The sequence below is a fragment of the Bradyrhizobium sp. CCBAU 53351 genome (assembly GCF_015291745.1).
In the GTDB taxonomy this organism is placed as follows: Bacteria; Pseudomonadota; Alphaproteobacteria; order Rhizobiales; family Xanthobacteraceae; genus Bradyrhizobium.
Genome location: NZ_CP030059.1, coordinates 560,886 through 574,598 on the forward strand (window position 1 = coordinate 560,886; position 13,713 = coordinate 574,598).

General features: G+C 64.1%; 10 protein-coding genes and 1 tRNA gene. 8 read left to right on the forward strand and 3 right to left on the reverse strand.

From position 1 onward, the window contains the following. Window positions 1–3: 3 nt before the first annotated feature. Complete coding sequence (gene otsB, locus XH83_RS02655) at window positions 4–822, forward strand: trehalose-phosphatase (protein ID WP_194405547.1); 819 nt, start codon at window positions 4–6, stop codon at window positions 820–822. Between the two features lie 244 nt (window positions 823–1,066). After that, entirely contained in the window at window positions 1,067–2,530 is a 1,464-nt protein-coding gene (locus XH83_RS02660) for a trehalose-6-phosphate synthase (protein WP_194405548.1), read from the forward strand. 123 nt (window positions 2,531–2,653) lie between these two features. On the opposite strand, the gene XH83_RS02665 is transcribed toward XH83_RS02660, so the two are convergent. After that, window positions 2,654–2,995, reverse strand: coding sequence for a hypothetical protein (locus XH83_RS02665; RefSeq protein ID WP_194405549.1), 342 nt, complete (start codon window positions 2,993–2,995; stop codon window positions 2,654–2,656). 197 nt (window positions 2,996–3,192) lie between these two features. Between XH83_RS02665 and XH83_RS02670 the strand changes: the two genes are divergently transcribed. Continuing rightward, window positions 3,193–3,282 (forward strand) — tRNA-Ser (locus XH83_RS02670). A 181-nt stretch (window positions 3,283–3,463) separates the two neighbouring features. Next, complete coding sequence (locus XH83_RS02675; RefSeq protein WP_194405550.1) at window positions 3,464–5,029, forward strand: amidase family protein; 1,566 nt, start codon at window positions 3,464–3,466, stop codon at window positions 5,027–5,029. 174 nt (window positions 5,030–5,203) lie between these two features. On the opposite strand, the gene XH83_RS02680 is transcribed toward XH83_RS02675, so the two are convergent. Together XH83_RS02680 and XH83_RS02685 are read right to left on the reverse strand one after the other, a co-directional pair. Further along, window positions 5,204–6,004, reverse strand: coding sequence for an SDR family oxidoreductase (locus XH83_RS02680; RefSeq protein ID WP_194405551.1), 801 nt, complete (start codon window positions 6,002–6,004; stop codon window positions 5,204–5,206). Window positions 6,005–6,076: 72 nt separating this feature from the next. Further along, window positions 6,077–6,655 carry a TetR/AcrR family transcriptional regulator gene (locus XH83_RS02685; protein ID WP_194405552.1) on the reverse strand — a complete coding sequence of 193 codons (579 nt, stop codon included), beginning with the start codon at window positions 6,653–6,655 and terminating at the stop codon, window positions 6,077–6,079. Window positions 6,656–6,863: 208 nt separating this feature from the next. Between XH83_RS02685 and XH83_RS02690 the strand changes: the two genes are divergently transcribed. The 4 genes from XH83_RS02690 (at window position 6,864) to XH83_RS02705 (ending at window position 13,663) form a co-directional block, all read left to right on the forward strand. Then, window positions 6,864–7,967, forward strand: a complete 1,104-nt coding sequence (locus XH83_RS02690; protein WP_194405553.1) for an efflux RND transporter periplasmic adaptor subunit — start codon at window positions 6,864–6,866, stop codon at window positions 7,965–7,967. Then, the gene (locus tag XH83_RS02695; RefSeq protein WP_194405554.1) at window positions 7,967–11,077 is read left to right on the forward strand and encodes an efflux RND transporter permease subunit; all 3,111 of its coding nucleotides are present in this window, start codon (window positions 7,967–7,969) and stop codon (window positions 11,075–11,077) included. The genes XH83_RS02690 and XH83_RS02695 overlap by 1 nt, the downstream gene beginning before the upstream one ends. 231 nt (window positions 11,078–11,308) lie before the next feature. Further along, a complete protein-coding gene (locus XH83_RS02700) occupies window positions 11,309–12,610 on the forward strand; it encodes an O-acetylhomoserine aminocarboxypropyltransferase/cysteine synthase family protein (protein WP_194405555.1) in 1,302 nt (433 codons plus the stop codon). 12 nt (window positions 12,611–12,622) lie between these two features. Next, on the forward strand, window positions 12,623–13,663 hold the full coding sequence (locus XH83_RS02705) for a homoserine O-succinyltransferase (protein ID WP_194405556.1): 1,041 nt from the start codon (window positions 12,623–12,625) through the stop codon (window positions 13,661–13,663). The last annotated feature ends 50 nt before the right edge of the window (window positions 13,664–13,713 follow it).

Genomic DNA, 13,713 nt, shown 5'->3' on the forward strand with positions numbered 1-13,713 from the left:
CTGATGAAATCGGAACTTGCAGAGATGGCGTTGGACCAGCAGAACACCCTACGCGACGACGACACCCCGGAAACGGTGCCGGTGCCGCATGCACTGGTGCCGCATCTCGACGAGACCGCAATTCTGCTCGACATCGACGGGACCCTGCTCGACCTGATGCCGACGCCGCGTGAGGTGTGGGTGCCGCCGGGCCTCTCGGACACGCTGAACCGGTTGACCGAGCGGACCTCCGGCGCGCTGGCGCTGGTCAGCGGCCGCTCGCTCAACGACATCGACCTGATCTTCGCGCCCGACGTGTTTCGCGCCGTCGCCGGCCACGGCGCCGAGATGCGGCTGTCGGTCGACAATGAGGCCGATGCCGTGCACGCGCCGCCGCTGGACAAGGAGCTGAAGCGGCGGCTGGCGGCCATCGCCAAGCTTTCGCCCGGCATTCTGCTCGAGGACAAGGGCTATTCGCTGGCGCTGCATTACCGTCTCGCGCCGCATGCGGAGAAAGCCATCTACGAATCCGTCTCGGTGATCCGCGCCGATCTGCCCAACGCGCCGATCGAGGTGCTGCCCGGCAAGTTCGTCTGCGAGATCAAGCATTCCGGGTTTACCAAGGCGACCGGCGTACGCGAGCTGATGAAGCGGGAGCCGTTCAAAGGGCGGCGTCCGATCTTCATCGGCGACGACGTCACCGACGAAACCGTCTTCGCGATCATGCCCGACATGAACGGGCTCGCCTTCTCGGTCGGACGTCGTGCCATGGGCGTGAATGGCCATTTCGACGCGCCGAACGACGTGCGTGCGTTCCTTGCCCGCCTGCTTGATCCCAGGTGAAACGAGGGCAGCGCCCTCTCGCAGACATAATGTCGGTCGGCTCGGCGTCTTGGCGCGCCGCGCTATTTGGTGTGCAACACAATCGCACACGCTGTCTTTGCAGCGGAATTTCCCGGGTTCCGCAAGCGAAACCAGTTCCAACGCGCACGCCCGATTTTGGTTTCAATTGGTTGAAACGATGATCAGGAACCATATTGATGAACGGCAGTTAAACGGGGTGGAATGAAACAGGAGGGGACGACCTGTGAACTTAGTCGTCGTTTCGAATCGCGTCGCGCGCGGCAAGCCTAATGAGCCCATGACGGGCGGCCTCGCGGCGGCCTTGTTGCCGGTGGTGGAACATTCGGGCGCGATCTGGGTGGGATCTTCGGGCCGGGTCCGCGACGGCCATCAAAAGGAACCTTTTGCCGAGATCGAAGCGCTTGGCACCGGCGCAATCGCGACGTTGGATCTGCCCGCGGCGCATTACGGCGGCTATTACGAGGGTTTTGCCAATTCCGCGCTGTGGCCGGCGCTGCATTCGCGCAGCGACCTGATCCGCGTCTCGCGCGAGGATTACGTCAGCTATCGCGAGGTCAACGCCTTCATGGCGCGCGCCTTGATGCGTTTCCGAAAAGCCAAGACCGCGTTCTGGGTGCAGGATTATCACTTCCTCGCGCTCGGTGCGGAGCTGCGCGATCTCGGCGTCGACGACCCGATCGGCTTTTTCCTGCATACGCCGTGGCCCGTCGCCGCGGTGATGCAGGGCGTGCCCAATCATCGCGAGCTGATCACGGCGATGCTGGCCTACGATCTGCTCGGCTTCCAGACCAATGAGGACTGCCAGAACTTCCTCGGTTATGCCGGCGGCGAGCTCGGTCTCACCGTCGAAGACGGCGTCGTGCTCTCGCAGCACGGCCGCACCCGCTGCGAGGTGTTTCCGATCGGGATCGATGCGGAGAAGTTCGCAGCTTACGCCGCGAAATCGGCCTCGCATCCGGACGTGTCTCGGCTGCGCCGCAGCCTCAATGGCGAGCGGCTCGCGATCGGCGTGGACCGGCTCGACTATTCCAAGGGCCTGATCAACCGCATCACCGCGTTCGACCGGCTCTGGACCGAGCAGCCGCAGTTTGCGCGCAGCATTTCGCTGCTCCAGATCGCCAACCCTTCGCGCGGCGCGATCGAGGCTTACGGCAATCTCCAGAACGACGTCGCGCGCCTCGTCACCGACGTCAACGGCCGGCACGGCGAGGTCGACTGGACGCCGATCCGCTATCTGAACAAGGGTTTCAGCCAAGCGGTGCTGGCGGGCCTCTATCGCACCGCGCAGGTCGGTGTGGTGACGCCGCTGCATGACGGCATGAACCTCGTCGCCAAGGAATATGTCGCTGCGCAAAACCCGGCCGACCCCGGCGTGCTGGTGCTGTCGAAGTTCGCGGGCGCTGCCAACGAGCTCGAGACTGCCTTGCTCGTCAATCCGCACGACATCGACGGCATGGCGCGCGCGATCGCGGTCGCGGCCGCGATGCCGCTCACCGAGCGCAAGATGCGCTGGGACGCGATGATGAAGAAGCTGCGCGGTCACACCATCCAGCAATGGTCGGCCGATTTCGTCGCCGAGCTGGAGAAGTGCCGAACCGAGAAGGCCGCCGTCGCCCCGCTCGCCGCGCAACCGCCGCAAGCGCTGCGCTGGCTGAAGTCGGCGATCTCGGGCGTAAGGCTGATCTGAGATTTTTTCTCAGTCCTATCAACTCGTCATGGCCGGGCTTGACCCGGCCATCCACGTCTTGCGTCCGACAACGTGGATGCCCGGGACGAGCCCGGGCATGACCGCAAACAGCGCATAGCGCCATCAATAACAATACGAGACCCCATCCAGGATCGCGCATTGCCGCTTGTTCGGCGCGTTGGGATCGTCCATCGGCACCATGCCCTTGCCCTGGCCGACGAACACGCCGGGGCCGACATGCACCGAGCTCTTGTTGCCGATGATCACGCTCGGATGCGGCGTCGAGCTCGAGCGCGTGCCGTCCGGCCAGATGATGGCATCGCCCGACAGCACCCCGCGCCGGCCGTCGTTGCAGCTGACGTCGACGCCTTGCCGGGTGCAGACCTGGGCAGCAGCGGGGACCGCGAGGGCGGAGCCGAGGCCTGATGCCAGGCCAAGGGCGAGGATGGTCTTGCGGATGGTCATGGTGTCCCCCGTAGGCGTGTTCGCCGCTCCTGCGTGAATCGTCGCGCCAAACCCGCCGCGGGTTCAGCCGGCAGGCGGATCGGTGGACCTGTTACATCAGATATTGTCTTGCAACTACAACAAGTTGCGGAAAATTCACCCGATTGAGCCGCGATCCCTTGCAAAATCGGCGGCGCCCCTTCAAGAGAGGGCGCTCCGGAGAGATGGCCGAGTGGCTTAAGGCGCACGCTTGGAAAGCGTGTGTGCGGGAAACCGTACCGTGGGTTCGAATCCCACTCTCTCCGCCATTGGCCCTCATCCCCCTTCATCCGCGCCATGTCACGCTCCGTCAGCGCGGACTGCTCGTGCGCATCAGCACCAGTTCGATTTGACGTCGGCACAGATGCGAAAGACGGCGATGCAGAATCACGCCTGTACAGAGACGCGAGCCGTCCCTAACTTCTCGCGCGCAATTGTGGGAGATGGGGCGTGGCGAAGAAGGCGACCAAGAACAAGACTGCGAAGAAGGCGGCAACGCGAGCTGCGGCGAAGAGCGGGGCCCGCAAAGGGACTGTCGCGAAGCCGGTCCGAAAAACCGCCACCGGCAAATCAGCGAAGCCGCCCCGCCCACGCGGACCGGCTTGGCAATGGTCGGCAGTCGAGACCGCAGCCGCGATCCGCTCCGGCGCGATCTCCGCGGTCGAGACCGTGGAAGCCCATCTCGAGCGGATGCGCGCGGTCAATCCGAAGCTCAACGCCGTCGTCGTCGATCTCTCGGAAGAAGCGTTGAAGGCTGCCCACGCGGCCGACAAGCAGCGCGCCAAGGGCGCTGCGCTCGGCCTTCTGCACGGCGTGCCGATCACGATCAAGGAAAACGTCGATTACGAGGGACGGCCGAATTTCAACGGCGTGCCCGCCAACAAGGACCTTATCGCGCCGTCGGACGCGCCGGTCGTGCGCAACCTGAAGAAGGCCGGCGCGATCGTCATCGGTCTCACCAACACGCCGGAATTCTCCTTTCGCGGCTTCACCGACAATCCCCTGCATGGGTTGACGCTCAATCCCTGGGATCCTGATATCACCTGCGGCGGCTCGTCGGGTGGCGCGGGTTCGGCAGTCGCTGCCGGCATCGGCACCATCGCCCATGGCAATGACATCGGCGGCTCGCTGCGCTGGCCGGCGCATTGCAACGGCGTTGCCACCATCAAGCCGACGCAGGGACGTATCCCCGCGTTCAACGAAAGCGCAACGGCCGAGCGGCCGATGCTGGCGCATCTGATGTCGGCGCAGGGGCCGCTCGCGCGCCACGTCGCCGACGTTCGCCTTGCGCTCGAGGTGATGAGCCAGCGCGATCCGCGCGATCCCTGGTGGGTGCCGGCGCCGCTGGTCGGCGAGAAGCCGAAGGGGCCGATCAAGGTGGCGCTGGCCAAGATCCCCGCCGATATGGATGTCGATCCGTCCGTCAGCGCGGCGCTGCGGCAGGCCGCCGACCATCTCGAACGGTCCGGCTACCGTGTCAGCGAGGTCGAGGTGCCCGACATCAACGGCGTCTGGCAGACCTGGTGCGACATCATCACCAACGAGACTGTGGTGATGCAGGAAGCTTCCATGCTGAAGGTCACCTCCGAGGATTTCCACAAGGCCTGGGGCGGCATGAAGGCCAAGGCCAATGTGCTCGATCTCAAGGCCTGGATGCAGGCGACCGCCGCGCGCAACGGCCATATCCGCGCCTGGCAATTGTTCTTCGAGGACTACCCAATCGTGCTGGCGCCGACCACGGTGAAGCCGACGCCGGGCCCGCGCGAGGACACCGTCAGCGCCGAGCGCGTGCGCGAGATCTTCTGGGGCGAGATCCGCTTCATCTCCGCGATCAACGTGCTGGGCCTGCCCGGCGCGGTGGTGCCGGTGGCGCTCCACGACGGCAAGCCGATCGGCGTGCAGCTGATCGCCGGGCGCTATCGCGAGGATCTCGCGCTCGATGCGGCGGCCGCGATCGAGAAGCGGGCCGGCGTGCTCACGCGCCAACTGTGGGAGAGGGATGGGGTAGGGCGATAATCTTACCCTATCTTCGTGCGGGAGAGGGTGGCTCGCGGGCGGCGTCTCGGCAAGCCGACGCTCTGCTGCGCTGAAGAGTTAGATCGAGACAGTCGCATATGTCGGTTTAGCGGCGTCCGAACCACGTGGGCAGAACGCGGGTCGACAAGCGCCCACATGCCGCCGCTCTAGGCGTCAGGCGTCCATTATCCTCTTCATGGTGGCCCTTTGCATTGATCGCGGCGTCAAACGATTTGAAAAGGCAGCCATCTTGTTCGACAGGCCTGCGATCACGGTGGCCTTTCCTTGCATGAGCGCCCGAATACCGCTCGCGGCGACCGGACGCGGCTTCATGGTGAGGAGCCGCAGCAAGCTCGAAGCGGTTGCACCGGCTGCCGCATCAAAGCCTGTCGCCGTGTGTCCCGGGCAAAGACTGGTCACGACCACACCATGTGGGCGGAGTTCGTCATGCAGGGCCTCGCCAAAGGCCAGCACGTAAGCCTTGGTCGCTGCATAGGCCGCATAGGTGGGGACGGCCTGGAAGGCCAGGAGGCTGGCGATCAGAAGGATATGTCCGGATCGCCGCTGAGCCATGTCGCGGCCGAATAGATAGGTCAGCTCTGTGAGCGTGGTGATGTTGAGCTGGATCATGTTCGCGGTCTGCTCGATCGGCGTGTCCAAAAAATTGCCGTGCAAGCCGAAGCCGGCATTGTTCACCAAAATGTCGATCGTCACGGACCTCGCGTCGAGACTGCTTTTCAGGCGGCTGGCCGCGTCCGGCGCGGCAAGATTGATCGCCTCGACCAGCACGTCCACCCCGTATTTGCTGCGGAGATCGGAGGCAAGCTTGTCCATCGTCTCCCGCCGTCGAGCCGCCAAGACGAGATTGACCTTCTGCGCTGCCAGGAGATCTGCGAATTCGAGGCCGAGGCCACTCGACGCCCCCGTGACCAGCGCCCATTTTCCGGCGAAGCTATCCGTTGCTTCTTTCGACATCGTTCTCTTCTCGTCTATCTGGAGTCAGCGAATGGGCTCGCACCCATTCAATCGGAACACCGGCCCATCCACTCAAGCGGCTGCGGTGTCGCGAACCTGCTCGGCCGCGGCATCCAACAGCGCCTGAGCCAGATCAGGGTCGTTGACGACGCGCGACAGCGTCACCGCGCCGATCATCGTCGCGAGGATGGCCATGGCCTTGCCGCGCGAGGCCTCCTCGCCGGCTCCGGCTAGGAAGCGGCTGAGCACGTCGAGATGCGCCTTGATCCCCGCTTCGAATTCCGCCTTCACCTCGGGGCCTTGTCGGGCGGCATCTGCGCCGAGCGCCACGATCGGGCAGCCGTCCATCCTTTCTCCGCGATGGTCGTCACTGAGGTAGAACGAGATTACCGCGCCGAGCGGATCATCGGGATGTGCCGTGGCCGCGTCTGACCATCGGCCGGACGCGCTTTCCAATGCGCGCCTGGACGCCTCGACCGCCAGATCCTCTTTCGAAGCGAATTGCTTGTAGAAGGCGCCTTGAGTGAGCCCGGCTCCCTTCATCAGGTCCTTGAGGCCGATGCCATCAAAGCCGCGCTCCCTGAAGAGGCGACTGGCCACATTGATCACGGTTTGGCGGTTCTCGGCCGCCTGGGTGCGACTCACTCGCATCGTGGACCTCCATTTGGATTTCGTTCGACCTCTATAACAAGTATAGAGTTCGACTGCAATCTATCAATCTGCAGGAATTTGACTGCCGCCCGAGGAAAACCGCCGCTCAAGGGATCACGCTCCCGTTATCCGCCACAATTTAGATTGCGAACAAAATCTAATGTACGTATAGAGTTCGTACGTAATCTAAATCTCAAGGGAGACGGCCATGAAAAGGGGTGTTGCGGTGCTCGCCGGTATTTTGATCCCGGCGGGGGTGGCGACTTTCGTTGCGCTTGCGATTCCCGCCCATGAGGCTTCCGCAGTTAGCGATCCCAGGCAGGAGCCACCTATGGTCCGTCTGGTGACCCCCAACCGGGTCGGAGGATCTGAACGCGGTTTTACCGGGACCATCGGCGCCCGCGTGGAAAGCAATCTCGGCTTTCGCGTCGCCGGAAAGATCGTCGAACGACTCGTGAATGTCGGTGAGCAGGTCAAATCCGGCCAGCCGCTGATGCGGATCGACGAAACCGATCTCCGTCTCGCGCTCACCGCGAAGCGCAACGCCGTTGCCGCTGCGCGCGCAATTGTCGTGCAGACCGATGCCGACGAGCGGCGCTACGCCAATCTGATGAACGACGGATGGACGTCAAAGCAACGCTACGAGCAGGCGAAGGCCGCATCGGACACCGCCAAAGCGCAGCTTGCCGCGGCGGAAGCCGATGCAGGGGTTGCCGAGAACCAGGCGACCTATTCCGTCCTGGTTGCCGATGCCGACGGGACGGTCACCCAGACGCTTGGTGAGCCCGGACAAGTCGTCTCCGCCGGCCAGGCTGTCGTTCGGCTGGCACAGTCCGGTCCTCGCGAAGCCGTGGTGGCGCTTCCGGAGACGATCCGGCCGGCGATCGGTTCGCTCGCGGAGGCCAGTCTGTATGGAAGCGACGGACGCCGCCATACCGCACATCTTCGTCAGTTGTCGGATTCCGCCGATCCGCAGACCCGGACCTATGAGGCCCGCTACGTGCTCGATGGTGAGGCCGCGGCGGCGCCGCTTGGCGCGACGGTCACCATTCGGCTTGCAAGCCAGGACAGTCAACCGGAAGTCCAGGTGCCGCTGGGCGCCGTGCGCGACGACGGCAGAACGACCGGCATCTGGGTCTTCGACGCTGCGACCTCGACCGTACGCCTGCAGCCCGTCAAGCTTCTGCGTGTGACCAGCGAGACGGCCGTTATCTCCGGATCGAGGTCCGGTGACCAGATCGTTTCACTCGGCGCTCATCTGCTGCACGAAGGTGCCCACGTCAGGACTGCCGCGGACAGCAGGAGCAACTGATGAGCTTCAATCTTTCCGCGCTCGCCGTTCGCGAGCGGGCCGTCACCCTGTTCTTCATCCTCCTGCTGGCGGCCGCGGGCGCCTACGCCTTCTTCAAGCTCGGACGGGCCGAGGACCCGTCCTTCACCATCAAGACCCTGACGGTCACCACCGTGTGGCCGGGCGCCACCGCACGCGAGATGCAGGACCAGGTCGCCGAACCCCTGGAGAAGCGGATTCAGGAGCTGACCTGGTACGATCGGGTGGAGACGACGACGCGGCCCGGCTATGCCTACATGACGGTGACGCTGAAGGACAGCACGCCGCCATCGAGCGTGCAGGAGGAGTTCTATCAGGCCCGCAAGAAGCTGGGCGATGAAGCGCGCAAGCTGCCCTCTGGCGTGCTCGGCCCCTTCGTCAACGACGAATATTCGGACGTCAGCTTCGCGCTTTATGCGCTCAAGGCCAAGGGCATGCCGATGCGCGAGCTCGCAAGGCAGGCCGAGGTCATCCGTCAGGACCTCCTGCACGTGCCCGGCGTCAAGAAGATCAACATTCTCGGCGAGCGTCCCGAGCAGATCTTCGTCGAGTTTTCCTTTGCCAAACTGGCAACTCTCGGTGTGTCGGCAACGGATATCGTTGCTGCCTTGCAGCGGCAGAACACGGTGACACCGGCAGGCTCGATCGACACCAAGGGCCCGCAGGTCTTCATCCGCGTCGACGGCGCTTATGACAGCGTCCAGGGGATCGCAGACACGCCGATCGTCGCTGCCGGGCGGACGCTGAAGCTGTCCGACATCGCCGAGGTCCGCCGCGGCTACGAGGATCCTCCCACCTACATCATCAGGCACCAGGGTGAGCCCACGATCATGCTCGCGGCGGTGATGCAGGAGGGCTGGAACGGCCTGGCGCTCGGCAAGGCGCTGGAGGAAAGGTCCGCGGCGATCGCCCGGACGCTGCCGCTCGGTATGAGCCTGGCCAAAGTCAGCGATCAAGCCGTCAACATCACCTCGGCGGTCGACGAGTTCATGATGAAGTTCGCGATGGCGCTCGGCGTGGTGCTGCTGGTGAGCCTGCTCAGCCTTGGCTGGCGCGTCGGCATCGTCGTGGCAGCTGCCGTCCCCCTGACGCTCGCCGTCGTGTTCCTGATCATGCTGGAGACCGGCCGGTTCTTCGACCGCATCACGCTCGGCGCCTTGATCCTGGCGCTTGGTCTTCTCGTCGACGACGCCATCATCGCGATTGAAGTGATGGTCGTGAAGATGGAAGAGGGCATGGACCGCATCTCGGCAGCCGCCTATGCGTGGAGCCACACCGCGGCGCCAATGCTGTCCGGAACGCTGGTGACGATCGCGGGCTTCCTGCCGGTGGGTTTTGCCCGCTCGACCGCCGGCGAATACGCCGGCAACATCTTCTGGGTCGTGGGGTTCGCCCTCATCGTCTCCTGGATCGTCGCCGTGATCTTCACGCCGTATCTTGGCGTCAAGATGCTGCCCGCGATCAAGCCGGTCGAAGGCGGTCACCACGCGATCTACGGCACGCCCAACTATCAGCGCTTGCGAGGCGTGATCACCCTCGCCGTCCGCCACAAATTCCTGACCTGCAGCATCGTCGCCGTCGCCTTCGCGCTTTCCGTCCTCGGCATGGGTGGTGTCAAGCAGCAGTTCTTTCCGACCTCTGACCGCCCGGAAGTGCTGGTGGAGGTTCGTCTGCCCGAGGGCACCAGCATCGAGACGACGACGGCCACTGTCGAGAAGCTCGAGGGTTGGCTGCACGATCAACCCGAGGCCAAGATCATCACCAGCTATGTCGGCCAGGGTGCGCCGCGCTTCTTCTTCGCGATGGCGCCCGAGCTGCCCGATCCGGCCTTCGCAAAGATCGTCGTCCTGACGCCTGACGCAGAAGCGCGCGAGGCCTTGAAGCACCGGCTCCGACAAACCGTGTCGCAGGGCCTTGCGCCCGAGGCCAATGTGCGCGTCACCCAACTCGTGTTCGGACCCTATACGCCGTTCCCGGTCGAGTTTCGTGTGATGGGGCCGGATCCCGCGCAACTCTACGCCATCTCTCAAAAGGCTCTCGAAGTGATGCGCGGCGTTCATGACGCGCGGCAGGCAAATCGGGATTGGGGCGATCGCACACCCGTGCTTCGCTTCGTCCCGGATCAGGATCGACTGAACCTGATCGGTCTTTCGCCGGCCGAGGTCGGTCGCCAGCTTCAGTTCCTGCTCACCGGCATCGCCGTGACGCAGGTCCGCGAGGACATCCGCAATGTCCCCATCGTGGCACGCAGCGCGGGTGGCGAGCGGCTCGATCCGGCGCGTCTGGCGGATTTCTCATTGATGAGCCGCGACGGCCGCTCGATTCCGCTCGACCAGGTCGGTCATTCGGAAATCCGGCTCGAGGAGCCGATCATGAAGCGGCGCGATCGCACCCCCGTCGTCACCATACGCTCCGACATCAATGAGGCGTCCCAACCGCCGGAAGTCTCCAAGGAGATCAAGACAGCCCTGCAGCCCCTGATCGCATCCCTTCCGGCCGGCTATCGTATCGAGCTGGGCGGATCGATCGAGGAAGCGACCAAGGCCAACGACGCGCTGGCGACGATCTTCCCAGCCATGATCGCCGCGATGCTGATCGTCGTCATGCTGCAGGTGCGGTCCTTCTCGACGATGGCGATGGTCGTCCTGACAGGACCGCTCGGCCTGGTCGGTGTCGTGCCGGCACTGCTCATCTTCAACCAGCCGTTCGGATTCAACGCGATCCTGGGCCTGATCGGACTGGCGGGCATCCTGATGCGCAACACGTTGATCCTGACCGAACAGATCAAGGAGAACCTTGCCGCCGGCCTTGACGACTATCACGCCGTCATCGAAGCCACGGTGCAACGCACGAGGCCCGTGATCCTGACTGCCTTGGCTGCCGTGCTGGCCTTCATCCCGCTCACTCATTCCGTGTTCTGGGGATCGATGGCTTACACGCTGATCGGCGGCACCGCGCTCGGAACGGTTCTGATCTTGCTGTTTCTTCCTGCGCTCTATGCCGCGTGGTTCCGCATCAAGCCGACCGCAGACGATATGCATGAAGCTTCGCGCGAGAAGCCGGACCTGCAAGCGGCATTGGCTGCCGAGTAAGGCTCCGTTGATCCCATGGAGGATCGGTGGCCGACATCGCCGCCGCTGATTGATTAATGCAATTTAACCCGAATTCCGGCCAATTCGCCAATAACGGTTAGGGTTACTTCCTCGATCTCTAAGCGAATTATTGTCCGCTTTACCACCCGCCTCTAACACGGACGTGGCGGAAAACGCACATGCCTCATTCCAGGCCAATGAGTGCGGCCCGCCCCACGCGGAGGTGGCACGATGCGCAACGAGACGATCGCTATTCACGCCGGCTACGAGCCCGAAGCCACCACGCACGCGGTCGCCGTGCCGATCTACCAGACCGCGGCCTATGCCTTCGACAGCGCCGATCACGGCGCAGCCCTCTTCAATCTCGAAACCGAAGGTTTTCGCTACAGCCGCATTGCCAATCCGACCAGCGCGGTGCTGGAGAAGCGCATAGCCCAGCTCGAAGGCGGCGTCGGCGCGCTGGCGGTCGCGACCGGGCAAGCGGCGCTGCATTTCGCCTTCGTCAACGTTGCCGATCACGGCGGCAACATCGTTTCCGTGCCGCAGCTCTACGGCACAACGCACACGCTGCTCTCGCACATCCTGCCGCGGCAGGGCATCACCGGCCGCTTCGCCGAGAGCGACGCGCCGGATGCGGTCGAGAGGCTGATCGACGAGAACACCCGCGCGGTGTTCGCCGAGACCATCGGCAATCCCGCCGGCAATGTCTGCGACATCGAGGCCCTGGCCAAGGTCGCGCATGCCCATGGCGTGCCGCTGATCGTCGACAACACGGTCGCAACCCCGATCCTGCTCAAGCCGTTCGACTACGGCGCCGACATCGCCGTGCATTCGCTGACCAAGTTCTTGGGCGGCCACGGCACAACGCTCGGCGGCGCCATCGTCGATTCCGGAAATTTTCCCTGGGCGAAGCACGCTGATCGTTTCCCCGCCTACAACAAGCCCGATGCCTCCTATCACGGCCTCGTCTATGCCGAACGGTTCGGCCGCACCGCCTATATCGAGCGTGCGCGCAGCGTCTATCAGCGCACCATGGGCTCGGTGCTGTCGCCGTTCAACGCCTTCCTGCTGCTCCAGGGCATCGAGACCGTCGCGCTGCGCATGGAGCGCCATGTCGAGAACGCCCGCAAGGTCGCCGAATTCCTGCGCAAGGATTCACGCGTCGCCTGGGTCAATTACACCGGCTTTCCCGACAGCCCCTATTATCCGCTGGTGCAGAAATATCTCGATGGCAACGCCTCCTCGCTGTTCACCTTCGGCATCAAGGGCGGCATGGAGGCCGGCAAGACGTTTTACGACGCGCTGAAGCTGATCACGCGCCTCGTCAATATCGGCGATGCCAAGTCGCTGGCCTGCCATCCGGCCTCCACCACCCACCGCCAGATGTCGGCCGAGCAACAGCGCGTTGCCGGCGTGCTGCCGGAAACCATCCGGCTCTCGATCGGCATCGAGCACGTCTCCGACATCATCGAGGACATCGACCAGGCGCTGGACAAGGCCTGCCGGTCGGCGCGCCTCGAGGCCGCGGAGTAGGCGGCACCGCCAATGACGATCCTGATCGACAGGGATCAAGTCATCTCGAGCCCGGCGCTGGTGCCGACCGAGCGCGATCTCGCGCGCGATCCCGGCGCCGAGCTTACCATCGGGCTCGTCAACAACATGCCCGATCCCGCGCTGAAGGCGACCGAGCGGCAGTTCATGAAGCTGCTCCAGGCCGCAGCAGGCTCGTGCCGCATCCGCTTCCACTGCTTCTCGCTTCCCACCGTGAAGCGGTCGCCGGAAGCAAGATGGCACGTCGAGAGCGAGTATTCCAACCTCTCCGATCTCAAGCGCCTGAAATTCGACGGGCTGATCGTGACAGGCGCAGAGCCCGTCGCGCCCGAGCTCGACCAGGAGCCGTACTGGCGCGACCTCACCGAGCTCATCGACTGGGCCAAGGCCAATACGCGCTCGACGATCTGGTCGTGCCTTGCCGCGCACGCGGCGGTGCTGCATCTCGACGGCATCGCACGGCGACGGCTGCCAGCCAAATGCCACGGCATCTTCGATTGCGACGTGATGACGAGCGATGCACTGACGCGCGCCGCGCCCGCGCCGCTGAAGGTCTCGCATTCGCGGCTGAACGAGATCGCGGAGTGCGACCTGGTTCAGGCCGGTTATCAGGTGCTGACCCGTTCGGCAGAGGCCGGCGTCGACGTCTTCGTTCGTCAATATGCCAGCCGCTTCGTGTTCTTCCAGGGCCATCCGGAGTATGACGCGCTGTCGCTCCAGCGCGAATATCTGCGCGACATCGGCCGCTATCTCGCGCGGGAGCGCGAGACCTATCCGCGCCTGCCCGTGAGCTATTTTGACGCAGCGACGGAAGAGAAATTGCTCCGCTTCGAGAAGAAGGCGGCGCACCAGCGTCATCCGGCACTCGCCAACGAGCTGCCCGGGCTGACCTTGCGCGCTGATATCGGTGCCGGCAGCGCGGCGGCTGTGCTTTTTCGCAACTGGTTGCAATATCTCAGCGCGGCAGCCGAGGCGGCGATCCTCGCGCGTCCGTCCAGGGATGTTGGTTCCGCGTTAGGATTACCCAAGCGTTAGGCTTGCCTCAACCGGCGCGCGAATGTTTCAGTACAGAAATACGCAAATCA

Coding starts and splice junctions, on each gene's coding strand:
- XH83_RS02695 (WP_194405554.1), top strand. CDS start 7,967: ATGAGCTTCAATCTTTCCGCGCTCGCCGTTCGCGAGCGGGCCGTCACC.
- XH83_RS02705 (WP_194405556.1), top strand. CDS start 12,623: ATGACGATCCTGATCGACAGGGATCAAGTCATCTCGAGCCCGGCGCTG.
- XH83_RS02665 (WP_194405549.1), bottom strand. CDS start 2,995: ATGACCATCCGCAAGACCATCCTCGCCCTTGGCCTGGCATCAGGCCTC.
- otsB (WP_194405547.1), top strand. CDS start 4: ATGAAATCGGAACTTGCAGAGATGGCGTTGGACCAGCAGAACACCCTA.
- XH83_RS02680 (WP_194405551.1), bottom strand. CDS start 6,004: ATGTCGAAAGAAGCAACGGATAGCTTCGCCGGAAAATGGGCGCTGGTC.
- XH83_RS02685 (WP_194405552.1), bottom strand. CDS start 6,655: ATGCGAGTGAGTCGCACCCAGGCGGCCGAGAACCGCCAAACCGTGATC.
- XH83_RS02690 (WP_194405553.1), top strand. CDS start 6,864: ATGAAAAGGGGTGTTGCGGTGCTCGCCGGTATTTTGATCCCGGCGGGG.
- XH83_RS02700 (WP_194405555.1), top strand. CDS start 11,309: ATGCGCAACGAGACGATCGCTATTCACGCCGGCTACGAGCCCGAAGCC.